The organism is Paraburkholderia sp. CNPSo 3281 (assembly GCF_024206515.1).
Lineage (GTDB): Bacteria > Pseudomonadota > Gammaproteobacteria > Burkholderiales > Burkholderiaceae > Paraburkholderia > Paraburkholderia nodosa.
Map to the genome: position 1 here is coordinate 43,284 of NZ_JAMBPS010000004.1, position 24,831 is coordinate 68,114.

23 protein-coding genes are annotated in these 24,831 nt (G+C 64.8%); 12 read left to right on the plus strand and 11 right to left on the minus strand.

Annotated features, from left to right (window positions below):
• Window positions 1-144: 144 nt before the first annotated feature.
• From M3I56_RS06095 to M3I56_RS06110, 4 genes are all read left to right on the plus strand, one after another.
• Window positions 145-1,275 (plus strand): mandelate racemase/muconate lactonizing enzyme family protein, encoded by a 1,131-nt coding sequence (locus M3I56_RS06095; protein WP_254352991.1) that lies wholly within the window; start codon window positions 145-147, stop codon window positions 1,273-1,275.
• A gap of 82 nt (window positions 1,276-1,357) precedes the next feature.
• A complete protein-coding gene (locus M3I56_RS06100; RefSeq protein WP_254352992.1) occupies window positions 1,358-2,398 on the plus strand; it encodes an ABC transporter substrate-binding protein in 1,041 nt (346 codons plus the stop codon).
• An 81-nt stretch (window positions 2,399-2,479) separates the two neighbouring features.
• Complete coding sequence (locus M3I56_RS06105) at window positions 2,480-3,616, plus strand: porin (RefSeq protein WP_254352993.1); 1,137 nt, start codon at window positions 2,480-2,482, stop codon at window positions 3,614-3,616.
• 82 nt (window positions 3,617-3,698) lie between these two features.
• Complete coding sequence (locus M3I56_RS06110) at window positions 3,699-4,619, plus strand: LysR substrate-binding domain-containing protein (RefSeq protein WP_254352994.1); 921 nt, start codon at window positions 3,699-3,701, stop codon at window positions 4,617-4,619.
• Between the two features lie 50 nt (window positions 4,620-4,669).
• On the opposite strand, the gene M3I56_RS06115 is transcribed toward M3I56_RS06110, so the two are convergent.
• The 3 genes from M3I56_RS06115 to M3I56_RS06125 form a co-directional block, all read right to left on the minus strand.
• Window positions 4,670-5,767: a hypothetical protein gene (locus M3I56_RS06115; RefSeq protein ID WP_254352995.1), complete on the minus strand. Its 1,098-nt coding sequence runs from the start codon at window positions 5,765-5,767 to the stop codon at window positions 4,670-4,672.
• Window positions 5,768-6,323: 556 nt separating this feature from the next.
• Window positions 6,324-7,793 carry an amidohydrolase family protein gene (locus M3I56_RS06120; RefSeq protein ID WP_254352996.1) on the minus strand — a complete coding sequence of 490 codons (1,470 nt, stop codon included), beginning with the start codon at window positions 7,791-7,793 and terminating at the stop codon, window positions 6,324-6,326.
• A gap of 28 nt (window positions 7,794-7,821) precedes the next feature.
• A complete protein-coding gene (locus M3I56_RS06125; protein WP_254352997.1) occupies window positions 7,822-8,871 on the minus strand; it encodes an AI-2E family transporter in 1,050 nt (349 codons plus the stop codon).
• Window positions 8,872-9,181: 310 nt separating this feature from the next.
• Here M3I56_RS06125 and M3I56_RS06130 point away from each other — a divergent pair, with 310 nt between their 5' ends.
• Window positions 9,182-10,267 (plus strand): S1C family serine protease, encoded by a 1,086-nt coding sequence (locus M3I56_RS06130; RefSeq protein WP_254352998.1) that lies wholly within the window; start codon window positions 9,182-9,184, stop codon window positions 10,265-10,267.
• A gap of 39 nt (window positions 10,268-10,306) precedes the next feature.
• On the opposite strand, the gene M3I56_RS06135 is transcribed toward M3I56_RS06130, so the two are convergent.
• The 4 genes from M3I56_RS06135 to M3I56_RS06150 form a co-directional block, all read right to left on the minus strand.
• On the minus strand, window positions 10,307-11,719 hold the full coding sequence (locus tag M3I56_RS06135) for an alpha/beta hydrolase (protein WP_254352999.1): 1,413 nt from the start codon (window positions 11,717-11,719) through the stop codon (window positions 10,307-10,309).
• A 104-nt stretch (window positions 11,720-11,823) separates the two neighbouring features.
• Window positions 11,824-13,656 carry an SLC13 family permease gene (locus M3I56_RS06140; RefSeq protein ID WP_254353000.1) on the minus strand — a complete coding sequence of 611 codons (1,833 nt, stop codon included), beginning with the start codon at window positions 13,654-13,656 and terminating at the stop codon, window positions 11,824-11,826.
• Window positions 13,657-13,813: 157 nt separating this feature from the next.
• Window positions 13,814-14,923: a GGDEF domain-containing protein gene (locus tag M3I56_RS06145; protein ID WP_254353001.1), complete on the minus strand. Its 1,110-nt coding sequence runs from the start codon at window positions 14,921-14,923 to the stop codon at window positions 13,814-13,816.
• A gap of 167 nt (window positions 14,924-15,090) precedes the next feature.
• On the minus strand, window positions 15,091-15,381 hold the full coding sequence (locus M3I56_RS06150) for a hypothetical protein (protein WP_254353002.1): 291 nt from the start codon (window positions 15,379-15,381) through the stop codon (window positions 15,091-15,093).
• Between the two features lie 584 nt (window positions 15,382-15,965).
• Here M3I56_RS06150 and M3I56_RS06155 point away from each other — a divergent pair.
• The 4 genes from M3I56_RS06155 to M3I56_RS06170 are packed head-to-tail and all read left to right on the plus strand — an operon-like array spanning window position 15,966 to window position 17,962.
• Window positions 15,966-16,301 carry a helix-turn-helix transcriptional regulator gene (locus tag M3I56_RS06155; protein WP_254353229.1) on the plus strand — a complete coding sequence of 112 codons (336 nt, stop codon included), beginning with the start codon at window positions 15,966-15,968 and terminating at the stop codon, window positions 16,299-16,301.
• Window positions 16,298-16,726, plus strand: coding sequence for an ArsI/CadI family heavy metal resistance metalloenzyme (locus tag M3I56_RS06160; RefSeq protein ID WP_254353003.1), 429 nt, complete (start codon window positions 16,298-16,300; stop codon window positions 16,724-16,726). The genes M3I56_RS06155 and M3I56_RS06160 overlap by 4 nt, the downstream gene beginning before the upstream one ends.
• A 28-nt stretch (window positions 16,727-16,754) precedes the next feature.
• On the plus strand, window positions 16,755-17,249 hold the full coding sequence (locus tag M3I56_RS06165) for an arsenate reductase ArsC (protein WP_254353004.1): 495 nt from the start codon (window positions 16,755-16,757) through the stop codon (window positions 17,247-17,249).
• Complete coding sequence (locus M3I56_RS06170; RefSeq protein WP_254353005.1) at window positions 17,246-17,962, plus strand: MIP/aquaporin family protein; 717 nt, start codon at window positions 17,246-17,248, stop codon at window positions 17,960-17,962. Before M3I56_RS06165 ends, M3I56_RS06170 begins: the two co-directional genes overlap by 4 nt.
• 120 nt (window positions 17,963-18,082) lie before the next feature.
• Here the strand turns inward: M3I56_RS06170 and M3I56_RS06175 are convergent, their stop codons facing one another.
• On the minus strand, window positions 18,083-18,457 hold the full coding sequence (locus M3I56_RS06175; protein ID WP_254314854.1) for a BON domain-containing protein: 375 nt from the start codon (window positions 18,455-18,457) through the stop codon (window positions 18,083-18,085).
• Between the two features lie 471 nt (window positions 18,458-18,928).
• Window positions 18,929-19,819, minus strand: a complete 891-nt coding sequence (gcvA, locus tag M3I56_RS06180; protein WP_254353006.1) for a transcriptional regulator GcvA — start codon at window positions 19,817-19,819, stop codon at window positions 18,929-18,931.
• A 108-nt stretch (window positions 19,820-19,927) separates the two neighbouring features.
• Here gcvA and M3I56_RS06185 point away from each other — a divergent pair, with 108 nt between their 5' ends.
• From M3I56_RS06185 to M3I56_RS06195, 3 genes are all read left to right on the plus strand, one after another.
• Window positions 19,928-20,773: a DMT family transporter gene (locus tag M3I56_RS06185; RefSeq protein WP_254353007.1), complete on the plus strand. Its 846-nt coding sequence runs from the start codon at window positions 19,928-19,930 to the stop codon at window positions 20,771-20,773.
• A gap of 90 nt (window positions 20,774-20,863) precedes the next feature.
• Window positions 20,864-21,757, plus strand: coding sequence for an alpha/beta fold hydrolase (locus tag M3I56_RS06190; protein WP_254353008.1), 894 nt, complete (start codon window positions 20,864-20,866; stop codon window positions 21,755-21,757).
• A gap of 50 nt (window positions 21,758-21,807) precedes the next feature.
• Window positions 21,808-22,233, plus strand: coding sequence for a GFA family protein (locus tag M3I56_RS06195; protein WP_254353009.1), 426 nt, complete (start codon window positions 21,808-21,810; stop codon window positions 22,231-22,233).
• Window positions 22,234-22,338: 105 nt separating this feature from the next.
• Here the strand turns inward: M3I56_RS06195 and M3I56_RS06200 are convergent, their stop codons facing one another.
• Together M3I56_RS06200 and M3I56_RS06205 are read right to left on the minus strand one after the other, a co-directional pair.
• Window positions 22,339-23,805, minus strand: coding sequence for an NAD-dependent succinate-semialdehyde dehydrogenase (locus M3I56_RS06200; protein WP_254353010.1), 1,467 nt, complete (start codon window positions 23,803-23,805; stop codon window positions 22,339-22,341).
• The gene (locus M3I56_RS06205) at window positions 23,802-24,821 is read right to left on the minus strand and encodes an aldo/keto reductase (RefSeq protein ID WP_254353011.1); all 1,020 of its coding nucleotides are present in this window, start codon (window positions 24,819-24,821) and stop codon (window positions 23,802-23,804) included. Before M3I56_RS06205 ends, M3I56_RS06200 begins: the two co-directional genes overlap by 4 nt.
• Window positions 24,822-24,831 lie beyond the last annotated feature (10 nt).

A 24,831-nucleotide genomic window follows, 5' to 3' on the forward strand; every position in this document is an offset into this window, starting at 1 on the left:
TGAGTGCACGAAATTGACCCTCTAGGATGCCGTAACGCCTGACAAGGCCAAGGAGACAATCGCCCGCCCCACGGCGCGCGGCATGCGTATCTTCAGACGTAAGTCACGCAATGCTGCGCACCCCAAGGCGGCGCCCCACGCGCCATGACGAACCGCATCGCACGCATCACCATGAGCCGGCACCAGCTGCCGCTCGACCCACCGTTCCCCGCCTCGTGGGACAGTCGTCCGCGGCGCGCCTTCCCGGCGACGATCGTGCGCGTGCAAGACGACGAAGGCCGCGTGGGCTTCGGCTCCGGCGACGCGATGTACGGCTTCGACGACTACCGCGATCTCTTCATCGGCGCCGACCCGCTCGACCTGCCGCGGCACTCGGCAGTGCTCGAAAACCTCAGCTTCCACGCGGGCCGGCTCTGGCCGCTCGACGTCGCGCTCTGGGACCTCGCCGGGAAAATTCGCGGCGAGCCGTGCTGGCAAATGGCCGGCGGCCGTGCGAAGCGCGTGCGGGCCTATGCGTCCTCGGGCGTGCATCGCACGCTCGAAGGCATGGCGCAGTGGGCCGAGCATGCCGTCGCGCGCGGCTTCCCGGCGCTCAAGGTGCGCTTCGGCCGCCCGACCCTCGCCGACGATCTCGCCGCGCTCGCAGCCGTACGCGAAGCCGCGGGCGAGAACATCGAACTGATGGTCGATTGCAACCAGGGCTGGCGCATGCCGTGGGACACCCAGGCGCCGTGGCGCGCCGACGAAGCGCTCGCCGTGATTCGCCAGATCGAAAAGCATCGCGTGTACTGGATCGAGGAGCCGCTGCATCGCGGCGACTACGCGGGCCACGCGCAGTTGCGCAAGCAAACGCAAGTGCGGATCGCGGGCGGCGAGATGACGCGCGACGCGCACGAATTCGCGGCGCTCCTCGCGCATGACTGCCTCGACGTCTACCAACCCGACGTCGTCTGCACGCTCGGCATGGAGGGCGCGCGGCGGCTCGTGGCGCAAGTCGAGGCCCACGGCAAGGTGTTCACGCCGCATACGTGGGGCAACGGCATTGGCCTCGCGGCCAACCTGCATGTCGTGGCAGGCGCTGCGCACGCGCCGTTCGTCGAGTTTCCCTATGACCCGCCCGAATGGACGCCGGCGCGGCGCGACTTCCCGATCAAGCACGTGATCGACATCGACGCGAATGGCTGGATCGAGCTAAGCGATGCGCCCGGCCTTGGCATCGAACTCGACGAAGCCATGCTCGCTGCGACACGCGCACACGACAGCCGTTACGACTAAATCCTCGTTGGGCCGCAGCACGCACGAGATGCCAGCCCCATCTAAAGCATTCCGAAACATTTCAATAAAACGGAGACACACTATGAACCGTCTGACCACCCTCCTGCGCGCAGCCTGCCTGGCAGCGCCGCTCGCCCTCGCCGCGTTGCCGGCGCACGCCGCCAGCACCTGGTGCAGCGCAGGCAAGCCCGTGCGCTTCGCGGGCGTCACATGGGAAAGCGGCAACTTCACGAGCGAAGTGCTGCGCTACATCCTCAAGAACGGCTATAGCTGCCAGACCGACACCGTACCCGGCAGCACGGCGGCCACCGAAACGGCGCTCTCGCGCAACGACCTGCAGGTCTGGTCCGAGCAATGGACGGGCCGCTCGGAGATCATCGCAGGCGCTGTCAAGGCGGGTTCAGTCAAGCTCGTGGGCGACACGCTGCCGGGCGGCACGAAGGAAGGCTGGTACGTGCCCGACTACGTGGTGCACGGCGACGCGAAGCGCGGCATCAAGGCCAGCGCGCCCGACCTGCAGTCCGTGAGCGATCTGCCGAAGTACAAGGGCCTGTTCGTGGACGACGAGGAACCGGATCGCGGCCGCTTCCTCAACTGCCCCTCGGGCTGGGACTGCGAACGCGTGAATACGCGCTTGCTCAAGCTGCTCAAGCTCGACGATACCTACACGAACTTCCGCCCCGGTACGGGTGCGGCGCTCGACGCAGCCATCTCCTCGGCCTACGCGCGCGGCAAGCCGATTCTCACCTACTACTGGGAGCCGGCCGCGCTGATGGCGAAGTACAAGTTCGTTCAGCTCAAGATGCCGCCGTTCAACGAAGCGTGCTGGAAGACGCTGCGCGATGCCAACAGCGCACAGCCATGCGCCTCGTCGTATCTGGTCTCGCAACTGAAGATCGGCGTTTCGACACCGTTCTATCAGGCCGAGCCCGACGTGATGGCGTTCTTCTCGAAGGTGAGCTTCCCTATCGAGTTCCTGAACACGACGATTCTCGACATGACCGAGCATAAGGTCGACGCCCAGGACGAAGCGCTCAAGTTCCTCAAGCAGCACCCCGAAATGTGGAAGACCTGGGTGCCCGCAGATGTCGCGCAGAAGGTGCAGAAGTCGCTCGGCGCGTAAGCGCGATGCGCCGCGTGAGATAAACGATTCCAACGAGAAAAGACGAGCCGCGCAACGCGGCTCCATGATAAGGAGACTTAAATGAAGAAGAAGATTCTTGCGGCGCTGCCACTGGCGCTCGCCGCAGCGGGCGCGCACGCGCAAAGCAGCGTGACGCTGTATGGCCTTATCGACCTCGGCGTGGACTACGCCAGCAATGTGGCGAACGGCGCGAACGGCCAACTCGTGCCGGGCACCGGCAGCAAGCTCGTGCAGATGCAAAGCGGCGTGCCCGCCGGCAGCCGCTGGGGCCTGCGCGGCACCGAAGACCTGGGGGGCGGCTACGCCGCGATCTTCCGGCTCGAAAGCGGCTTCAACGCGGCGACGGGCGGTTTGGGCGGCGGTCTCGCGTTTTCGCGCAACGCCTATGTCGGCTTCAAGTCGGACCAATACGGCCAGGTTACCTTCGGCAAACAATGGGACGCCACCGTCGATCTGATCGAGCCGTATTCGCTGAACGGCAACTACGGCGGCTGGTATTTCGCACACCCGAACGACATGGACAACCTCGACAACGGGTTCCCGGTCAACAACGCCGTGAAATACGTGAGCCCGGTGCTCGCCGGCTTCCAGTTCGAAGGCCACTATTCGTTCGGCGGCCAGGCGGGCCAGTTCTCGAACAACGCCTCGTACAGCGCGGCGGCGGCCTACACGCTCGGCTCGTTCAGCGCGGGCGTCGGCTACTTGCGCGTGAACGATCCAATCACCGCGGTGGCCGGTTATGGCAGCGGCGGCAGCTTCGTGAACGCTATCTTCGGCGACGCGCTCGCCAACGCGCGCTACCAGGGCATCCTCTCCGCCGGCGCGTCGTATGTGATCGGCAGCCTCAAGCTGATGACGAACTACTCGAACGTGGACTTCGCCTCGGCCACCGGCAGCGGCGACCTGCACTTCCAGAACTTCGAAGTGGCCGGCACCTATGCCGTGACGCCCGCCTTCACCGTGGGCGCGGGCTACACCTACACGGTGGGGCAGGATCACGCCACCGACAACTCGCCGAAGTACCACCAGGTCAACCTGATCGGCCAGTACGCGCTGTCCAGGCGCACGTCGCTCTATGCAATGGGCGTGTACCAGCACGCGGCGGGCTCGGCGGAAAACGCGCAGATCACGGGCTTCAACCCCTCGGGCACCGACAACCAGGCCGTCGCCCGCGTGGGTATCACGCACGCGTTCTGACGTTTTTTCACGCAGTCCTTATTACTGAAAACGCGCCGGCGCGAATGAAAATGCGCCGGCGCTCCTGCATCGCGAGGCTTGCATGCGCCGCCTACCCTCTTTATCGGCACTGCGTTCATTCGAGGAGGCGAGCCGCACGCTCAGCTTCACCAGGGCAGCGCAGAACCTGCACGTGACCCAGGGGGCGATCAGCCGCCAGATTCGCCTGCTCGAAGACTATCTCGGCACGCCGCTCTTCATGCGGCATCATCACCGGCTCGAAATCACGGCCGCGGGCAAGCGTCTGCTGCCAACGCTGCAGGCCGCGTTCGACAGCATCGCCCATACGCTCGACACGATCCGCGCCGATCCGTCGAACAGCCTGCTCAGCCTGAACGCCGCGCCCACGCTCGCCACGCGCTGGCTCACGCCGCGCCTGCGCGATTTCCAGGTGCGCCACCCCGACTTGCGCATCTCCATCACCAACGAATACGGGCCGCTGCACGGCACGGAGCGCAACGAAGATTGCCAGATCCGCTTCGGCATGGAACCGCTGCCGGGCGGCCAGAGCACGCTGCTCATGCGCGAGCGCCACGTGCTGGTCGGCTCGGCGCGCGAGTTCAGCCAACCGGCCGCCGATCAAGACGCGCTGCGCGAGATCCTCGCGCAGCACCCGTGGCTCTATATCCTCGATATCGACCGGCGCCTGCTGGTCTGGGAGGCGTGGCTCGAAGCCGCGGCGCTCGACGTGCAGATGGCGCCGCGTGGAGAACTGGAGTTCAGCACGCTCGATCAGGTGATCCACGCGGCAGTGGCCGGTCTGGGCATTGCCGTTGCCGACCGGCACATGATCGCGCCCGAACTCGAGAACGGCACACTCGTGCAGCTGAGCGAGGTGGAAGTGGTGGGACCTTCGGGATACTGGCTCGACGTGCGGCCCGAAGTGCAAGAGACACTACGCGTGCGCAACTTCAGCAACTGGCTGGTCGGGCACCACAGTGAACAGGGCACCCAGCAACGCTAGCGCGGGTGCATGACTGGCGTCACGCACCCGCGTCTGCGCGCTGGACATCGTCAGTTGGGATCGATCGGCGGACCCGGCGGACCCGAGTCCACCTGCCTCATCGTGGCCGCAGGGGGACCCGCGCCCTGTGCCATGTTGCGCGCGCCCTGTGCCGCGATGGAGCGCGAGAGGATCTCCCGTGCTTCGCCGCTCGACGAATCGACGGTCAGTGCATGCCCCGCGTTATGCCAGGCGCACACCCACCGCCCATCGCGTGCGCAAAGCCGCGCATAGCCGAGCAACGAATCGCGCTGATCTTCGCGCGACGTCAATTCGGCCTGCATTTGCAGCGCGGAGCCGTTGCCAGGCTGTTCCGCGAGCGCGGAATTGATGGCGCTGCGCGCGGGCCCAAGGCTGTTCTTGTCGAGACTCGCGCGCGCGCTCGCCAGTTTTCTCGAGACGTCGGCGCGCGAATCGGCGGCGGCCTTCACTGCGGCTACCTTCTCTGCGTTGGCCTTCGCGGTGGCGACCTTGTCCGCGTTGGCCCTCTCCGCCTTGACCTTCGCTGCCGCTAGCGCGCGCTCTTCGGCAGCGCTCTTTCGCGCGGCAACGCTCGGCGGCTGCGCTTGAGCGGGCGTCGGCTGGGGCGGTGCGATATGGGCCACCACGGGCGGCGGCGCTGTATTAACAGGAGGCGGCTTCACGCTGGCGACCGGAGGCGGCGGCGCGTTGGCAACCGGAGGCGGCAACTGCGCGACGGCTACGGGCGGCGCGCTGCGCACCGTGTGCGGCTTCGTGTCGTGCGCGGTCGATGAGGCCTTGGGTCCGAGGATCGCACCCTCCACGATCTGCGCGCCCAGGGTCGGCTCCCGCTCGGTCCGGTGCGAAATCATGTACGCGGTCAGCAGGAACGCGATCGACACCACGCTGCCAATGGCATAGAAAGGCAACCACGAGCGTTGCGCCGCAGGCGCTTCATCGCGCAGTTCGTAATCGCTGTCGCGCGGTGCGCCACCACTGAAACTGAATGCAGAAGGTGCGGAAGGGTTCCACTCCCTGCGTGCATGGCGCGCGAAGCCATCGTGCCATTCGGGCGCGGCGGACTCGCTTGCCGGCGACATGCGCGGGCCAGAGGAAGGCTGCTTCGCGCCGCACTGAGGGCAGATCATCAGTGGCGCATTAAAACCGGTCCCGCAGTATGGACATCCCCACGGACCAGACTTTGCTCGGCCAGGTTCGTTGAACATTGCAGGCATGGAAGCTTTGACAGGATGGTTTCGGGTTTGCTACCGGCGGCTGGTGCGCGTCGCAGCGGTGGCAACCAGGTGGCTCGGATTCGAAGTATTCGCTGTAATCCCTACTGTATTTCGCGGATCGTTGGACGGTTGTAACAAATAGTCGTTTTGAATATGGGCTACTTCGCCGCGAAGTTCAACCGGCATAATCGGCCAGATGGCGGATAGGGACAGGCGGGATTTCGACCCCCGCTGGGGGTTCTCCGGGCGTGCCATGATGGCTGCGCCGCGCAGGCAAATGGGCCCGGTTGATGCGTCCCCGCGCCGTGACATCTTGATACAGAAATCGTGTGGCTGACTGTGGCTGATACGCCATGAGCGCAGCGTTCGGAACGCCTGCGCGGGCTATTTGGCCCTCGATTTGCGTGCCAAATCGCGACCGCGACGCCTTTATTTTTTAAGGGCTTTGGTGACACCGCGCCCCGCAGCGTCACGCCTTCAACGCGTCCTTGTAAACACGGCCATCCTTCATGATCAGGCTCAGGTTCTGATCCGGGTTGGCCAGCAGCGTCATGTCCTGGAGCGGGTCGCCCGCCACAATCAGCAGGTCCGCGTACGCGCCCTCTTCCAGCACGCCAAGCTTGTGCGGATACGGATTGCGCTCGCCCGCCAGCGCGAGCAACTGCCCGTTCGTGGCAGTGGCCATGCGCAACGCCTCGGCATTCGAGTACCAGCGCGTCATGTGCCCGAGCATCGTGCCTTGGCGCGTGGCCAGCACCTGCGAAAAGATCAGGTCCGTGCCGAACGCCACCTTGAGCCCATGCTTGCGCGCGAGCTTGTACATGTTGTCGGTCCCGGCTGTCACCTCGAGAAACTTCTCGCGGCTCGACGGCGCCAACGGCGCAACATCCTCTTCACTGGTAAACGGTTGCGTGCTCAACCATGTGCCGTTCTTCGCGAGAGCTTCGGCAGTCCGGTCGTCGATGAGGTGCCCGTGCTCGACGCATTGCGCGCCGGCAGCAACCGAGCGCTTCACCGATTCCGGCGTGTAGGCGTGCACGGCCACATAAGTGCCCCAGTCGGACGCCGTTTCCACCGCGGCTTTTATTTGCGGCTCGGTGAACGTGAGCATGTCGATCGGACTGCGCGGCGTGGAGACGCCGCCGCAACCCACGATCTTGATCTGCGTGGCGCCGAGCATGAACTGCTCGCGCACACGCAGGCGCACTTCGTCGGCCGAGTCGGCAATGGCGGCGGCGCCGGTTCGTTCGATCTCGCTGATCTGGCTGCTCGTGCGCGGCACGTCGGTCAGCAGACGAAAGTCCCCGTGGCCGCCCGTCGTGGTGATCATCGCGCCGCAGGGGTAAATGCGCGGGCCGCTCAGCATGCCGGCGTCGATGGCCTGCTTCAGGGCGAAAGCGGGACCGCCCACGTCGCGAATGGTCGTGAATCCGCGCAAGAGCGTGCGCTGGGCCTCCGCGCCCGCGGCCAGGTAGACGAAACTCAGGTCGGACTGGAGGATGGTCGCGATCGGGACCGCAGCGAGAAGCGAATGCCAGTGCATGTCGATGAGGCCAGGCATCATCACCTTGCCGCCGCAGTCGATCACGCGCCCGCCCGACGCGTTCTGCGCGTCAGGCGAGCCCCGACGCAGCTGCGAGATGCGGCTACCGTCGACGACGAGGTACATGCCGTCCTGCAGCGCCGCGGACTTGCCGTCGAACAGGCGGAAGTTCGTGAACGTCGTGGGCTGGGCGGGAGCGGCCGCGCCGGGCTGCTGCGCACTGCTGAACTCGGGCAGCACCGCGCTCAACAGGGATGCGCCCATGCCGATCATGAAGCCGCGCCGGGCTAGATCGGCGCTGATGCGGCGACTGGCGAACTCCGCAAGCGCCTTGTCGCCCAGGCACGCGGAGACTGGGCCGATTGCGTTGCCGCGGCGGTTGATTCTGGAAGCCATAGATCACCTGTGCAAGTAAGTCGCGCATTTATTCCGCATGCCTGACTACATCGTCCTTCGTCAACAGCAGCGCCAGCGGCCGTGTGGAACTGAACGCAGAGAAGATGATCGTGAGCGCCACGGTTCCCGGCACGGCGAGAAAAGCGCCGGGTATGCCCCAGATCGCTGTCCATGTGGCGAGGCTCATGAGGATGACCGCGGGGCTCAGGTTCAGCGACCCCGCCATCAGCCATGGGTCGAGTACGTTGCCCATCACGAAGTTGATCGCCGAAAGCGCAATGAGCAACGTGACCGGCTCGTTCCACTGGCCGAATTGCAGCGCGGCGAGCAAGGCGGGAAGCGCCACGGAAATGAGCGACCCCGCATACGGCACGAAGTTGAGCAGCACGATGAGCACGGCGAGGAGCGGCGCGAACTCCAGCCCGACCAGATGCATGCAGATCCAGCTGAGAATGCCGAGCACCACGCCGAGCAGCGCTTTCAACGCCAGATACGTGCCGATCTTCGCATTGATGGCGTCGATCACAGGTTCCATGTCGGCCTTGCCGCGCATGACCGCAGAGAGCTTGCGGCGGAACCGCCCCATCTCGACCATGAAGAACGCTGTGTACAGCAGCACGACGAGCGTCGTGGCCATGAGCGAAGAGAGCGAGCCGAGGAGCGAGGTGAGCAGCGACTGTACGTTGACGGTCGCGAGCAGTTCGCGGCGGAAGGCCGTCCACGAAGCCTCGGTTTCCAGATGAAACAGCGCGGTGATTTTCGAGAGCAGTGCGAGCAGCGTGGCCTCGTACTTCGGCGCCATGGCGAGCATGCGGTCAGTGTCGGTTAGCAGCAATTCGGTCGCGAGCCACGCGGCCACGAGTATGAGCGCGGCAGCGCTCCAGTAGCGCACGCCCGCGCGAATGCGCTTGCCCACGTGGGGCACGCGGCGCAGGATTTCGGCGAGCCCGTAGATCACATACGACGTAATGATCGCGAATGCGATCGGCACCAGCACCGGGCGCCCGATATACAGCACCCATCCCGTGATGACAGCGATGACGACCACACAGGTGAACGTGACGAGATCCTGTTTCATGGATTTGCTTTGGATGACGAACCACGTTGCGGTGGTGAGACGTTTGCAAGCCATCAACGTCCCGCCGCGTTTATCCGGCCCTCAATAAAACGTCTTCGGGGCGCGATCGGTGCCACTTCGCAAGACTAGCCGCTTTGACGAAGACGTGCGCGCTGGCTGGCGAGGAATCCGAACAACCGCGCCCCAGATTTTCGTTGTGCGCACATCGACTCTTCGAGCGGTCAAAAGATCTCGCCTGCGTTTAAGTCACGTTTAAGCAGCAAAAAGTACCTTACGCGCACCTTCACCAACCTCTTCGAAGACCATAGCAATGAGTACCATCAAATATCGGCGCCGGGGCCTGATCGCCGGTGTAGCGGTGGCGCTTGCCGGCGCCTGGGTCGTCAGCCACGAGCACGCCAGCGCGGACGAAAGCGGCATCACGAAAACGACGTTGTCGGCACCCGTGCCGAAGACAGACGACGTCAAGGGCACGGCGCCGAACTTCTCGGCGATCGTCGCGCAGTACGGCCCGGCTGTGGTCCATGTCGAGGTCGTCAAGGAAAACCCGGACTCCGAAGACGGCCACTCGGGCGCCCTGGGATCGGGCTTCATCGTGAGCCAGGATGGCTACATCCTCACGAACAATCACGTCGTCGAAGGCGCGGACGACGTGACGGTCAAACTCACCGACGGCCGCAAGTTCCCCGCGCGCGTGATCGGCACCGACAAGGCGGGCGACGTGGCCGTGCTGAAAATCGCCGGTACGGGTTTCCCCACGGTGAAGATCGGCAATCCGGCGAACAGCAAGGTGGGCGACTGGGTCGTCGCGATCGGCTCGCCCTATGGTCTCGACAACACCGTGACCTCGGGCATCATCAGCGCGAAGTCGCGCCAGCTCTCGGAAGATAGCCCGACGCACCTCATCCAGACCGACGTGCCCGTCAACCCGGGGAATTCGGGCGGGCCGCTCTTTAACCTGAACGGCGAAGTCATCGGCATCAATTCGATGATCTATTCGCGCACGGGCGGCTTCCAGGGCCTCTCGTTCGCGATTCCGATCGACGAAGCCATGCACATGAAGGATCAGATCGTGCAGGGCGGCGGCCACGGCAATGGCACCACGCTGGCCCGCAATGCGCACCCGCGTCTCGGCGTGGCCGTGCGCGCGCTCTCCGGCGACGAAGCGCAGCAAATCGGCGTGGACGGCGGCGTGCTCGTCGTGAAAGCGGGCGGTCCGGCAAAGGCGGCTGGCATCAGCGCGGGCGACGTGATCATCGCGGTCAACGGCATCGAGGTGGACAACGTCGAGCAGCTGCAAAGCATGATCGCGCGGGCACGCAGCAACGTGTCGATCGTCGTGGCCCGCGACGGCGAGCAAATGACCGCGCAGGTCGAGCTCGCGCCGCGCGCATAACGCCTGGCCGGGTCAGGGCCTCGCGCGCGCTCATCGCGCTCACGGCCCATGGCTCGCCAGGTAGTCGATACGCTCGACGATGTAGTCGTAGAAGGGGTTCCACGAGAGCCGCGTGAGGAGCCCCGCCCCCACGATCAGCGCCCCGGTTTCGCCGCGTACGGACTGGGCGCCCAGATGGATGCCCAGGTCGTCGTTGGGATCGGGGTTGCGGCCGTACAGCGAATCGGTCACCGGAAACGGCAAGGCCACGTGTGAAAGCGAATAGACATCGAGCGGATAGTCGAGCCCTGTGGGTTCGACTTTGGCCGTTGTCTCGTTCGGCGCCGTACTCTCTTCGACCACGTGCGGCGAGGTGGCGGAGGCGTTGGTGAGCACCGTCAGGCGGTAACGCAGCGGCGGCACGGGCGAGAGACGGCGCAGCGCGTCACGCATCGAAGCGCGCAGCAACGGGCTCCATTGCGCCGTGCGGTTGATGTCGAACAGCACGAGCTCGCTGCCGTTGGCAGGCAGTTGCGCATACAGCGAACTGACGATCGCGCTCGTGCTCACCGTGAAGTCGAGCACGGACTGGAACGTGAGCGTGGGCGGCAGCGCCGCCAGTTTGCCGTTGCGCGCCGCGTCCGCCACTTCCTGCTGGATCTTGCGCGTGACCCGCCACGACTGGCGTGCGCCGTTCACCGGAAACGAGTTGTACTTGAACGGATTGAATTCCGGCACGATGTCGAGCCACGCGGCTTTCGCAAACGCCGGCAGGATCGCAGGCAGCGCCGCGAGCCCCGCAAAGCGCGCGAAGCGCGTAATGCCGATCATCGGCGAAAGCAGGATCAGGCGGTCCGCTTTCGGCAGGCTCGGGTCGTCCAGCGCCTCGAGCGAATATTGAAGTGCGAGCGCGCCGCCGTTCGAAAAACCCACGATATGCAGCGGCGCAGGCGCCGGCACGAGGCGCCGCGCTTCGCGCACGGCGAGGCGCGTGGCCGCCTCCCAGTCTTCCGCCGTCACTTCGGTCAGCCCCGAGGGCACGGTGCCGTGCCCCGGCAAGCGCACCGCCACCACGGCGAAGCCATCCTGCTGATAGCGCTGCGCGATGTGCCTCAGGCTATAGGGAGAATCGGTCAACCCATGCAGCATCACGGCCACGCCGCGCGGCGCGCCCTCGGGCATGAGCGTGTACGAGCGGTTCCAGTCGGTCCGAAAGTGTCCGGGATAAATCGGGCTGCCCGAGAAATAGCGATTGGCGGGAATGCGTTCGTCTGCCGGCAGCTTGTCGGTCACGTTTTTCTTCACTGAGTCGAACAGGCGGTTCTCGTTCGCGACGTATTCCTCCCACGTCGCCTGATCGATTTCGTGCGCGTGCATGTCTTCCGGCACATAGGTGTGCCACAGGCTCAACGGCGCCTTGCGCTGCGCGTCGTAGAACCGCACGCCGGCAATGCACACGAATGCGATCAGCACGAAAAGGGAAATCCGCTTGATCCAGCGAAGGACCCACGCTCTCGTCAAGAAATTCGCCATGTCCGGTCAATACCTCGCGAACGGGTGGCCGGTCTTTCCTCGCGCTAACGCGGGAAAACCGGCCAGATGAGCGGTACCAGCATTACGGTGATCACGAGCGCCCCAAGGGCAGCCGGCGAGCCCACCATGAAAAATTCCCGGAACCGATAGCCGCCGGCCGTGCTGACGAGCGCATTCACGGGCGTCGAGATCGGCGACATATAGGCCGCCGACGCGGCAACCGCCGTCGTCATCGCGAATGGATACGGCAACGCATGCAGGTGCGCCGCCATCGCGAGTACCACGGGCGCCATCAGCACCGCCGTCGCCGTGCCGGAAATCACGGTGCCGATCACGAGCGTCAGCAGGAAAACGGCGCCCAGCAAACCATGCGCCCCCCAGTTGCCGGCCACTTGCAGCACGGCGTCGGCGGCAATGTCGATGCCGCCCGTGCGCTGCAGCGCGATGGAAAACGGCAGCATGCCCACGATCAGCACGAGGCTGCGCCAGTGAATCGCGCGATAAGCGCTGTCGAGGCTCACGCAACCGAACGCGCCCATGAGCAGACACCCGATCAGGCCCGCGAGCACGTTCGGCACGCGCGGTGTGAGCATCATTGCGATGACGAGCGCCATGATGGCGAGGGCGTGCGGCGCCTTGTGCGGCACTGGCACGTAGGCGTCGCTTTCGACCGGCATGGCGAGACACACGATGTCGCGCTCCACCGACTGCATCGAGAAGATGTCGATCCACGGCCCCACCACCAGCAGCGTGTCGCCCACTTTGAGCTGCGTGGCCTGCAGATCCTGCTCGAGCGCGGCGTCGGCGCGGCGCAGGCCCACGACCGTCACGCCGTGCCGGCGCAGCGCCGCGGAACTGCGCGCGACGTTGCCCACGAGCGACGAGTCCGGCGGCACGATGACTTCGGCCATGCCCACGTCGTGGGTCTGGTCGGTGAAGTACGCGCCCGACATGCGGCGCATCGCGAGCGCATAGCGTGCGCAAAACGCCTGCACGTCGAAACGTGTGGACTCCACGTCGAGCAGCAGCACGTCGCCGGGCGCGATGCTGCTGTCCGCGGTCGCGGGCAGCACCGTCGCGCCCATGCGCGCGCGCCGCTCGATCGCGACGACGTGCGCCACGGGGTCGTCGTCGAGCCCGGTGTGACCGAGCGTCTGCCCCACGAGCGGCGAATCCGCGCCGACCTCCAGGCGAAAGGCGCGCCCTTCGAGCGAATAGCGCGCGACCCAGTCGTTCAGCGACGGACGCGTGGTCGCCTCCGCGCCACCCGAGCCGTTCAGAAAGCGCCTGGCGAACAGCATCCAGCCGATGCTCGCGGCGAGAATCGGCACGCCCAGCGGCGTGATGGCGAAGAAACTGAAGGGCCGGTAGCCGCGATAGACGAGCGCGCTGTTAATGACGAGATTCGGCGTCGTGGCGACGAGCGTGAGCATGCCGCTCGTGAGCGCGGCCATGCTGACCGGCATGAGCATGCGTGCGCGCGACACAGCCGACTGGCGTGCGATGCGAATGACGATGGGAATGAAGATCGCGACGACGGCCGTCGAGCTCATGACCGAGCCCATGACGCCGACGATGGCCATGATCAGCACGACGAGGCGGCGCTCGTTGGAGCCGCCGCGCTCGATCAGGTAGTCGCCCACGTGCTGGGCGATGCCCGTGCGCGCGAGTCCGTCGCCGAGCACGAAGAGGGCCGCGATGAGAACGATGTTCGGGTCCGAGAAGCCGGCCAGCGCCTCGTTGACCGTGACGATGCCCGAGAGCGACAGCGCGACGATCATGATGAGCGCCACCGCGTCCGAGCGGGGGCGGCCGATCAGGAACATTGCGATCGCGCAGGCCAGACAGGCAACGGTCATCAAGAGGTCGGTAGACACGATTTCGCTTTGCCTGCTCAACGGGCCTGGGAAACCACTGCTACCGCAAATAGTGCCGGATTTTGCAAACTTACGTTTCAGCGCGGCCTTGGGTCAAACTCACGCGTCATGCCCGCGGCACGCCGTTTGACTGCAACGTTTGTGAACGTCGATGCCCTCACGCCTCCAGCAGTGAAACGCGGTTGCGCCCCTGGTGCTTGGCCCGGTACATGGCCTGATCGGCCTGGTCGAGCAGCGAACGCGCCAGCGCTTCGGGACTCGCGGCGCCGGTGTTCGTCTCGCTGTTCAGCCGATACGCCGCCACGCCGATCGACACGCTGAGCGCAATGCGCTTGCCCTCGTCGTCGAGCACCTCGAGCGCCTCGACCGCAATCCGGATGCGCTCCGCAACGGCCAGCGCGTCGGGCAGCTCGCACATCAGCAGCGCGACGAACTCTTCGCCGCCGTAGCGCGACACCGTGTCCCCCACGCGCACCTGCTGTTTCAGGCAGGTGCCGATGGCGCCCAGCGCGAGGTCGCCGGTTGCGTGGCCGTGTGTGTCGTTGATCTGCTTGAAATGATCGATGTCGATGAAGAGGCACGACATGGGCGCCGCGTGCGAACTCGCGCGCCGGATCTCGTGATGCAGGCGCTCGTCGAAATAGCGGCGGTTCGACAGGCCCGTGAGCGGGTCGGTCACGCCGGTCTTGCGCAGATGCTCGCGGTGAGCGACGTTATCGAGACTCGCCGCCGCAACGCGGCTGAAGCGCGCGAGCAGATCGGTGCCCATGCTGGCGTCGAAGCGCGTGGCGTCATCGCTCGCGAGGCACAGATAGCCGAGCAGCTGGGTGCGGTTCAGGAGCGGCAACACGATCGCGCTGCCGATAGCGGTCCGCGCGTCGAAGAAGGTCTCGCTCACCGCGGGCTCGAGATCGCTCAGTTCGCTCACACGGCCAAGCCACGGCTGGTTTCCCGCGCACAGGCGCGCCAGCGCGAGGCCGCCCTGGAGCCCGGATCGCAGGTTCGCTTCGAGGTCGGCGCGCCCGCAGTCGGATTCGAGCAGGTCGCGCAGCAGCGGCGTGCGCACGTCGAGCCAGAGGCCGGCGGAAGCCAGCCGGAACACCTCGGGCAGATAGACGAATATCCCTTCGAGAAAGGCGCACCAGTCGTGCGCGCCGATCAGGCGCAGTTCCACGTCCTGGAACGACTTCGATGCGCGCTCGTTCCGCTGGACGGTTTCGATTAGCGCAGCAAGATCCAGTGAAGGCTGAGTCCCGGGATGTGTCACGATGCATCGAGAATATTCCGAAGCCTGCTATTACGGCAGCTTGGGGACAGACTTGAGCGTCGAACGGCGACACCCGCGCACCGGCGGCCTGTTCCAGCGGGGTCAGGGCAAAAGAAAAGACCGCGGTCCGTGAGGGCAGCGGTCTTGCTTACGGAAACAGCCTGCTGTTATTTGGCCGGAGACGCCGTACTCGGGGTCGCCAGCGTGTTGTTGCCACCATACGCGGGGGTGACCGACGTTGCGCTATTGTTCGCGCTCGAGTTCGGCGACGCGGCGCTCATGCCGCTGTCCGAGCTGGTGGCGGCTGGCGTGCCGTAGCCGCTCGTTGCATTGTTATTGGCAGCGGCGGGCGACGCAACGCCCGGGGTTGCCAGCGTATTGTTGCTCTGTGCATACGCACCGCCAGACAGCATGAGTGCGGCGACGGCCGCGATCAATGTGCTGATTGACTTGTTCATGATTCGCTCCTCCTTTGATTGGACTGGAATTCCGGCATAAACCACCCGCGATATTTCTCATTGGGTGGTCGTTATGCGCGGCTCGCGGCGATCAAAATCGCGTAACTGTTCGCAGTGGTGCAAATAAAGCAAACCCCTGCCAGTTGATAACAAGTTTAGGAAAGTGATCGCGAATAATTAAGCGCATTGTGCGCAACGATTTATTTCGTTTTTTGGCAATTACCCGTAATGGCGTAATGGATTTCTCGGCCTCGAATCCGGGCGCTGCGCGGTTCGATACGCGGTTCGGCGATTTGACCTGGCATTTGCGAAAAGCTTATTTTGGCGCCCTGATTGAAATCCAGCTCAACGATTTACACCGCATTTCGCGAGACTACGTTTCGCGTCCCTATTTCGGAAAATCGATCGCCTTCATCGCGGCATACATAATCGCCATACGCCTATTTTCGTTGCATGCGCATCGAGGTGGGTTCACCTCCGCGTTGACCCAGCAAGGGGCTTGGCGCGGCGCGGCTGCCGAAAATTTTCACGTCCAGCACGCGATCCCCTTGCCTATCCTTCCATATTTCGACTATTATCGAAGCATGGAAACGAACCAGACCATCGCCGCCCTGGCGGCGCTCGCGCACGAGTCCAGGCTCGCGATCTTTCGCGCCCTCGTTCAGGCAGGCCCCGAAGGCATGCCCGCTGGCCAGATTGCCACCCTGCTCGACGTGCCCCCGTCGTCGCTCTCCTTCCATCTGAAGGAGCTGTCTCACGCGCAACTCGTCACGAGCCGTCAGGAAGGCCGGTTCGTTTTCTACTGCGCGAACTTCGCGACCATGAGCGGCCTGCTGGCCTACCTCACCGAGAACTGTTGTGGCGGCAATCCCTGTTCGCCGATATCAATGTGTTCACCCTCCACGGAGAAGCAGTCATGAAGCGCTTTCACATTCACGTCGCCGTTGCCGATCTCGCATCGAGCATCCGTTTCTACTCGGCGTTGTTTGCCGCCGAACCGACCGTCGCGAAAAGCGACTACGCGAAGTGGATGCTCGAGGACCCGCGCGTCAATTTCGCGATCTCGCAACGCGGCGCCGCACCCGGCCTGGATCACCTGGGCGTGCAGGTCGAGAACGAAGCGGAGCTGGCCGAAATGCATGCGCGGCTGGAAAGCGCAGCATTACCAGTGGACACGCAGATGGAGACCGCATGCTGCTACGCGAAGTCGAACAAATACTGGAGCGTCGATCCGCAGGGCATTGCATGGGAGTCGTATCACACGCTCAATGAAATTCCGGTGTTCGGCGAGTCGCGCAATACGCCGACGAGCGCACCGGCCCCCGACGTTTCCGCGTGCTGCTGAGCGCCGCGCACGATCCGGCGGAAAAGCCATGACGACCAATGTATTGATCCTGTGCACGCACAACTCCGCTCGCAGCGTGCTGGGCGAAGCCATGTTGAATCACCTCGCTTCGAAGGCCGGCAAGGACGTGCGGGCGTTCAGCGCGGGCAGCGCGCCGGGCGCACGCCTGAACCCCTTCGCCGTCGAGTCGCTCACGCGCGCGGGTATCGACGTGAGCGGCTACCGCAGCAAAAGCTGGGATGAATTTGCCGCCAGCCATGCGCCTGTCATGCGCATTGTCATCACCGTCTGCGACAGCGCCGCCGCCGAAGCGTGTCCGTATTGGCCGGGCAGTCCTGTCAAGGTCCACTGGGGCTACCCGGATCCTTCTGTTGCGCCCGGTGGCGATGAAGGCAAGCGCGTGGCGTTCGAACTCACCCGTCAGGCGATCGGTTATCGCATGCTGCAACTCCTTGCGCTGCCGCTCGACTCGATGAGCGACGAGGAGCTTCAGCAGGCACTCACCGCGATCTCCGAATCATGACCGCGGTCACGGGTCTTGGGCGCAAGGTCCTGGCCGAGTTGATCGGCACGGCCTTGCTGCTCGCAGTCGTCATTGGCTCCGGCATCATGGCGCAGCGGCTTGCCGGCGGCAATGTGGCGATCGCGCTGCTCGCCAACACGCTGGCAACCGTGGGCGGACTGTATGTGCTGATCGAGGTGTTTGGGCCCTTGAGCGGTGCGCATTTCAATCCCGCCGTCAGCGCCGTCATGGTGCTGCGCGGCGAACTGCATGCTCAGGAATTGCTGCCGTACATCGCCGCACAACTCGTCGGTGCGCTGCTGGGTGCATGGCTCGCGCACGCCATGTTCGATCTGCCCATCGTCGAGCTTTCGAGCAAGGTGCGCACAGGCACCGGACAATGGATTGCCGAGGCCGTGGCGACTGCCGGTTTGCTCTTCGTGATCCTGCGCGCGCCGGGCGAACGCGCCTCGATCATGGTGGCGGCGTACATTGGCGCCGCATACTGGTTCACGTCATCGACATCGTTTGCGAACCCGGCCGCAGCGTTCGGACGCATGTTCAGCGACACTTTTGCGGGCATTGCGCCATCCAGCGTACCCGCCTTCGTCATTGCCCAACTGATAGGCGCAGCGACAGGCCTCGCCCTGCATATGGCCTTCGAACCGCGCAAGCAACGCGTTGGCCACCCGAACCTGGTCGAGTCGTCTGGCGAACACGGCGACGTTCGCTAGTGCGCGCATGCTGCTCAGCCGGCGCTTCGCGAGATGACGCATTCAAGATGATCCCGGAGACCTGTCTCCGGGCTTTCGCGCATGCGCCCGGCTGGGCGCAAGGCCGTAGTGGGAGGATGATCAGGACTCGTTCGGACGCAGCGTCAGCGCATTCTTGACCGACGTTACGCCTTGCACGCCCGTGGCGACTTCGGTGGCGTGTTCGATCTGCGACTGCTCCGGCACCGAGCCCTGCAGGACGATGGCGCCGTCACGCGCGCGCACGGTGATCCTGGCAACATCGATCTTCTTGTCCTTGGCGAGAGCGGTGCGGACCTTACGGCTGAGCGCGCGATTAGCGGCCTTGGCCTGCTTCGATTGCGCCTTCGACGGGGCTGCCTGTTGCTCGGCTGCGGCAGTCGCACCGCTAGCCGCGTCGCCCTGCGCATAGGCGTGCAAAGACGCGGCCACGAGAGCCGTCGCCGCGGCCAGCTTGAATACCTGAATAGCCTTCATGGAATTTCTCCTGTTGTCACAGTCTTGTTGTGGGCCCACGAACGGGCCAGTGCACTACACCATCCACGACTAAGCATTCGCGCGCCAGCAACGGCGCTCGACGCGATGCCGCATTTTTCGGCGACATCGCATCCATTCGCGCGAGCGCGCGGCAAATTATAAGAATGAAAGGTGCGGTACAGGGCGGGGAAAATGCGGCTGAATCATTAGCTTGATATCGATGCCATCATGAAGTAGGAGGACCGTTCATGACCATGGACTCATGGTCACATCGCCCGCGCCGCCAACTGGGTCCGTCAACGATCGAGTGGCTTCGACGCGCTTTTTCGCGGTTGGGAGAGAAATAGAGCGCAAATCCAGTCGCGCATACGCGGAAAAAATCTGCCAGGCGTCGCATTATTGCGACGCCGATTCTGCCGTGGGATCAGCGCGACAGCCGGCTTCCTCTTGCATCGCGCGGCTCAGCTGCGTTCATGAACCCGCGCCCTCGCGCTCGAGCCATGAACGCAACAACGCGACCCATTCATCGCCGGACTTCTCATCCGCCACGTAGGTGCAATAGCTGCGCGACGGCAGACGTGGACCTGCGAACGGTGCAACGAGCCGGCCAGCGGCGAGATCGTCGGCGACCAGCGCGGTGGGTCCCATCGCGATGCCGATTCCGTCGATGGCAGCCTGCAAGGTCAGAAAGAAGTGGTCGAAGGTCAAAGCGGCTGCCGGCCTCAGGTCGGGAATCTGCGCGCTCGCCAGCCAGTCGGGCCAGAGCCGCGGAAGACTCGAGGTGTGCAGCAACGTGTGTTCTCGCAAGTCGGCTGGCGAGCGAAGCGGCATGCGCTGTAAAAGCGTAGGACTACAGACCGGAAGCCGCTCCTCGGACAAGAACGGCCGCATCGAATAGCCGTAAAAGGTGTCCGGGCCACCCCGGATAACGAGGTCATAGTCGTCCTTCAGACTCTCCAGCGGCTCGTTCGACGTCTCCACCTTGACGCCGATGTCGGGATGCCCGGCGCGGAACGTCGCCAGCCTCGGCACCAGCCAGCGCAGCGTGAATGTCGCGGGCGCATTCACGCAGAGGGTTCGGGAGACCGTTTGCGGCACGCCGTATCTCGCGGTTGCCTGCGAGATCTGTTCGAACAACGGGCCGACTTCTGCCAGATAGCTTTTCGCCGCCGGCCTCAGCTCCACGCGGCGGTTGTGCCGCTCGAAGAGCGACGCGCCAAGCCACTCCTCCAGCAAGCGCACGTGCTGGCTCACTGCACCTGGCGTCACGTGCAGTTCCGCGGCGGCGTCCTTGAAGCTGCCGAGCCGGCCCGCAGCCTCGAAGGCTCGCAGGGCATTGAGTGGGGGCAATACCGGTTTCATTCGAGAGAGCTTAACTAATGCGAACGCCCAATTTATCTGGTTTGTTGCCCCGTCACAAGATAGATATCCTTCTTGTTAGACCATTCACGCAACGCTGCCCGTACCCTCATGCTCAGTTATACCGGCGGTATCGTGCTGTTCGCCGCGCTGCTCCACGCGAGCTGGAACGCGATGCTCCACGGCAACCGCGACCGGTTTTTCTCCATGGCGTGGATGAGCATCGCCATCGGCGTGGTCGCGACGCTGGTCGTCCTGTCCATGCCCTGGCCGGTCCGCGCTTCGTGGCCCTACATCGTCGCGTCGGGGCTCGTGCATGTCTTCTACAACGTGAGTCTCGTGCGGTCGTACCGCCGCAACGACCTCGCGCTGGCGTACCCGATCGCACGAGGCTCGTCGCCGCTGCTCGTCACGCTCGGCGCGGCGCTGTTCGCGCATGAAGCGATCGGTCCGTTGCACGGTCTCGGGATCGTGATGATTTCGGGCGGCATCATCGCGATCGCGCTGCAGGGGCGTCACGTGTCGCGCGCAGGTGCGCTGGCCGCGCTGACGACCGGTGCAACGATCGCGCTCTACACCGTGATCGACGGCATCGGCGTGCGCTTGTCCGACGGCCAGCCGCTCAGCTACACCGCATGGATGTTCCTGTCCTATTGGGCGATGCCCGTGCTGTTCGTCGCGAGGCGCGGGCGGCCCGCGGCGCTATGGACGCCGGTGCGCGCCGAGCCGCTGTCGATCGCCTCGTCGCTGGCCGGCGGCCTCGTGTCGATCGGGGCGTATGGCATCGTGATCTGGGCGCTGCAGTCGGGCGCGATGGGCGCAATATCGGCGTTGCGCGAGACCAGCGTGGTGTTCGCGGTGCTGATCGGGCGGATGTTCTTACGGGAAGCGGTGAGTGGAACGCGCTGGCTCGCCTGCGTGGTCGTCGCGGCCGGTGCGGTTTGTCTCGGGCTCTGAGATGATTTCACTCACGTCGTTTGCTACCCGTGCGTCATAACGCAACTGAGCACGCAACCGAGCACGCAACTGAACGCGAAGGAGCGCCCCATGCTTGACCATATCGAAACCGAACTGCTCGACATCGCCTATGACGAACAGGGCGATGCGAACGGATGGCCGGTCGTCCTGCTACATGGCTTTCCCTATGATATCCGCGCATACGACGAGGTGACGCCACGCCTGGTATCCCAGGGCGCCCGCGTCATCGTCCCCTACCTGCGGGGATACGGCCCAACGCGCTTTCTTTCGCCCGCGACACTGCGCTCGGGCCAGCAGGCGGCGCTTGGCGCGGACCTGCTCGCGCTGCTCGATGCCCTGCGGATCGACCGCGCCATCCTCGGCGGATACGACTGGGGTGGCCGGGCGGCATGCATCGTGGCGGCGCTCTACCCGTCGAGAGCGCGGGGGCTGGTTTCCGTCAACGGCTACAACATCCAGGATATCGCCGCTGCCGCACAGCCCGCCGACCCCGAAAAGGAACATCGCATGTGGTACCAGTACTACCTGCATGGCGAGCGCGGCCGGGCCGGATTGACCGAAAAACGGCGCGCGTTCTGCCGTCTCCTGTGGTCGCTCTGGTCGCCGACCTGGCGCTTCGACGACGACATCTACGCGTGCTCGGCAGCGTCGTTCGACAATCCCGATTTCGTCGACGTGGTGGTCCATTCTTACCGTCACCGTTTCGGACTGGTCGAAGGCGACCCCCGCTTCGACGACATCGAGCGACGCCTCGCCGCCACACCGCCGATCACCGTGCCCACGATCACGCTCGATGGAGACGCCGACGGCGTCCAGCCGCCCGGGGCAAGAGAGACCCGTTCGAAGCGCTTCAGCGGACGCCATGAGAACCGCATCGTGCCGAATGCAGGCCATAACCTTCCACAGGAGGCGCCAGAAGTGTTCGCCAAAGCGGTACTCGACATCAACACGTGGGCCGGTTGACGCCGCATGATTGCGCAACACGCTTTAGCCGCAGAGGAGAAACCAACGACATGGTGGGCGATACGAACCAACGGGCAGGCCAGTGCCATTGCGGCGCGGTGCGTTTCGTCGCGACGCTGAGCGACGGCCTCAACTCGATCCGCCGCTGCAACTGTTCTTACTGCCGCATGCGAGGCGCGGTCATTGCCGCGGCCGAAATGGGCGGGATCGAGTTCCTGCAGGGCGAGGCGGTGCTAACGAGCTATCGCTTCAACACTGGAGCGGCGCAGCACTTCTTCTGTTCTCGCTGCGGAATCGCCACCCATCTTCAACGGCGTTCCAACCCGAACCTGTATGGCGTCAACGTGGCTTGCCTCGACGGCGTCAGCCCATTCGATTTCGCCGAGGTCCCTGTCGTGGATGGAGTCAATCATCCGAACGACACCGGCGGCCCAGCGCGCCTGGCGGGCACCCTGCGCTTCATGGCGGCTGACTAAGGCCTGAGGCCACTCGCTCGTTCAAGTGAAGGCTCAAAAAAACCGCCGCGCTCTCGCGCGGCGGCCTTCGCCAAAAGCTGGCAAGCGTGGTCACCGCGCGGAAAATCAGCCGAGCCCGCCCATCATCAGGTACTTCGTTTCGAGGTACTCGTCGAGCCCGTACTTCGACCCTTCGCGCCCGAGCCCCGACTCCTTCACGCCGCCGAAAGGCGCGACTTCCGTCGAGATAATGCCCTCGTTGATGCCGACCATGCCGCTTTCCAGCGCGCCCGCCACGCGCCATACGCGGCCAATGTCGCGTGCGTAGAAATAGGCGGACAGGCCGAAGTCGGTATCGTTCGCCGCCTGGATCGCTTCTTCCTCGGTCTCGAAGCGGAACACCGCGGCAACGGGGCCGAACGTCTCCTCGTGCGCGAGCATCATGCCGCCGTGCGCGCCCGTGATGACCGTGGGCTCGTAAAACGTGCCGCCCAGCGCATGCGCGTGGCCGCCGCACACAATGGCGCCGCCCTTCTCGAGCGCATCGCTCACATGCGCCTCGACTTTGCGCAACGCCGCGCCGTTGATGAGCGGCCCTTGCGTGGCGCCCGGCTCCATGCCGCCCGACACGCGCAACGCGCGCACGGCCTTCACGAGTTTCTCGACAAAGGCGTCGTGTACGCCGGCCTGCACGTAGAAGCGGTTCACGCACACACAGGTCTGCCCCGTGTTGCGGAATTTCGAGGCCATCGCGCCTTCCACGGCGGCATCGAGATCGGCGTCGTCGAACACGATGAAGGGCGCGTTGCCGCCCAGTTCGAGCGACACCTTCTTCACCGTATCGGCGGCCGCGCGCATGAGCAGTTTGCCCACGCGCGTCGAACCCGTGAACGAGATCTTGCGCACGGCCTTCGAGGCCATGAGCGTGTCGCCAATCGCCGGGGCGTCGCCCGAAACGACATTGAACACGCCGCGCGGAATGCCCGCCTCGAGCGCCAGTTCGGCGAGCGCGAACGCCGAAAGCGGCGTCTCTTCCGAAGGCTTGAGCACCATCGTGCAACCCGCCGCGAGCGCCGGGCCGGCCTTGCGCGTGACCATGGCGAGCGGGAAATTCCACGGCGTGATCGCGCCGACCACGCCCACGGGCTCCTTCGTCACGACAATGCGCGCGCCCTTCTTCGGCGCGGGAATCACGTCGCCATACGCGCGTCGCGCTTCCTCGGCGAACCACGTGAGAAAGCTCGCCGCGTACGCCACTTCGCCCAGCGATTCCGCATACGGCTTGCCCTGCTCGGCCGTCATGATGCGCGCGAGGTCCTCGCGATGCGCGTGCATCAGCTCGCCCCAGCGGCGCACCTTCGCGCTGCGCTCCGCCGCCGTGGCGTCGCGCCACGCAGGGAACGCGTGCGAGGCCGCCGCCACGGCCTGCAGCGCTTCGCGCGCACCGGCGCGGGCCACTTGCGCGAGCGGCGCGCCAGTGGCCGGATCGATGATCGGGTAGGTCGCTTCGCTCGCCACCCATTCGCCGTCGATAAAGCTCGATGTGCGCCACAGGCGCGCTTCCTTGAGTCCGTCAATGGTCAGGCTCGTCATGCTGCGATCTCCATGCGTCGCGCCGCGCGCGGCACGCGCGGAATGCGCGCGCTCACGTAATCGTTGATCACGTCGCACGGTGTGTAGTTGCGCTCGAGTTCGTAAAGCTCGTCGGCGCTGAGTTGCGTGTCGAGCGCCGCGAGCGCGCTTTCGAACTGCGCGACGGTGTCCGCGCCCACGAGCATCGACGAGATGCCCGCGCGCCCGAGCACCCAGGCCTGCGCGATCTGCGCGCACGACACGCCGCGCGCCGCCGCGACTTCGGCCACCGAACGCGCGATATCGCGCGAGGCTTCATCGTCGTACATCTGCACGGTGAAGAAGTCGGTCTGGTTGCGCACCGACTTCGCGTCGCCGGAAAGGAGGCCGCGCGCGAGTGGACTGAACACCGATACACCCACGCCCTGATCCTGGCAGAACGGAACCATCTCGCGCTCTTCCTCGCGATACGCGCAGTTCAGCTGCAGCTGCATATTGATCGGTCGTGCGAAGTTATAACGCTCGCACGCCTGCAGAATCCTGGCGAACTGCCACGTGAACATCGTCGAAACGCCGATATAGCGCGCCTTGCCCGCGCGCACGATGTCGTTGAGCGCGTCCATGGTTTCTTCGACCGGTGTGTTCACATCGAAATAGTGCAGCATGTAGATATCGACGTAGTCGGTCTGCAGCCGGCGCAGCGAGCCATCGATGCTTTCCATGATGTGCTTGCGCGAGTGGCCCTGGTTGTTCGCGCCATTGCCGATCGGATAACCGACCTTGGTCGTGAGCACGAGTTCGTCGCGCTTCGCGAGCCGCCGCACGATGCGCCCCACCACTTCCTCGCCCACGCCCGTCGAGTAGAAGTCCGCGAGGTCGATGAAGTTGACGCCCGCTTCGAGCGCGCGGCGCACGATGGGCTCGCTCTGCTCTTCGTTGTAGATCCAGGGCTTCCACTCGGGCGTGCCCATGTTCATCGTGCCGAGGCACAGGCGCGACACCTTCAGGCCGGAGCGGCCAAGTTGCACGTATTGCATCGTAGTCACC

Coding starts and splice junctions, on each gene's coding strand:
- gcvA (WP_254353006.1), bottom strand. CDS start 19,819: ATGAAACCGGTATTGCCCCCACTCAATGCCCTGCGAGCCTTCGAGGCT.
- M3I56_RS06175 (WP_254314854.1), bottom strand. CDS start 18,457: ATGAAGGCTATTCAGGTATTCAAGCTGGCCGCGGCGACGGCTCTCGTG.
- M3I56_RS06105 (WP_254352993.1), top strand. CDS start 2,480: ATGAAGAAGAAGATTCTTGCGGCGCTGCCACTGGCGCTCGCCGCAGCG.
- M3I56_RS06120 (WP_254352996.1), bottom strand. CDS start 7,793: ATGGCTTCCAGAATCAACCGCCGCGGCAACGCAATCGGCCCAGTCTCC.
- M3I56_RS06170 (WP_254353005.1), top strand. CDS start 17,246: ATGACCGCGGTCACGGGTCTTGGGCGCAAGGTCCTGGCCGAGTTGATC.
- M3I56_RS06125 (WP_254352997.1), bottom strand. CDS start 8,871: ATGAAACAGGATCTCGTCACGTTCACCTGTGTGGTCGTCATCGCTGTC.
- M3I56_RS06130 (WP_254352998.1), top strand. CDS start 9,182: ATGAGTACCATCAAATATCGGCGCCGGGGCCTGATCGCCGGTGTAGCG.
- M3I56_RS06200 (WP_254353010.1), bottom strand. CDS start 23,805: ATGACGAGCCTGACCATTGACGGACTCAAGGAAGCGCGCCTGTGGCGC.
- M3I56_RS06190 (WP_254353008.1), top strand. CDS start 20,864: ATGCTTGACCATATCGAAACCGAACTGCTCGACATCGCCTATGACGAA.
- M3I56_RS06195 (WP_254353009.1), top strand. CDS start 21,808: ATGGTGGGCGATACGAACCAACGGGCAGGCCAGTGCCATTGCGGCGCG.
- M3I56_RS06115 (WP_254352995.1), bottom strand. CDS start 5,767: ATGATCTGCCCTCAGTGCGGCGCGAAGCAGCCTTCCTCTGGCCCGCGC.
- M3I56_RS06150 (WP_254353002.1), bottom strand. CDS start 15,381: ATGAACAAGTCAATCAGCACATTGATCGCGGCCGTCGCCGCACTCATG.
- M3I56_RS06100 (WP_254352992.1), top strand. CDS start 1,358: ATGAACCGTCTGACCACCCTCCTGCGCGCAGCCTGCCTGGCAGCGCCG.
- M3I56_RS06165 (WP_254353004.1), top strand. CDS start 16,755: ATGACGACCAATGTATTGATCCTGTGCACGCACAACTCCGCTCGCAGC.
- M3I56_RS06095 (WP_254352991.1), top strand. CDS start 145: ATGACGAACCGCATCGCACGCATCACCATGAGCCGGCACCAGCTGCCG.
- M3I56_RS06110 (WP_254352994.1), top strand. CDS start 3,699: ATGCGCCGCCTACCCTCTTTATCGGCACTGCGTTCATTCGAGGAGGCG.
- M3I56_RS06205 (WP_254353011.1), bottom strand. CDS start 24,821: ATGCAATACGTGCAACTTGGCCGCTCCGGCCTGAAGGTGTCGCGCCTG.
- M3I56_RS06160 (WP_254353003.1), top strand. CDS start 16,298: ATGAAGCGCTTTCACATTCACGTCGCCGTTGCCGATCTCGCATCGAGC.
- M3I56_RS06185 (WP_254353007.1), top strand. CDS start 19,928: ATGCTCAGTTATACCGGCGGTATCGTGCTGTTCGCCGCGCTGCTCCAC.
- M3I56_RS06155 (WP_254353229.1), top strand. CDS start 15,966: ATGGAAACGAACCAGACCATCGCCGCCCTGGCGGCGCTCGCGCACGAG.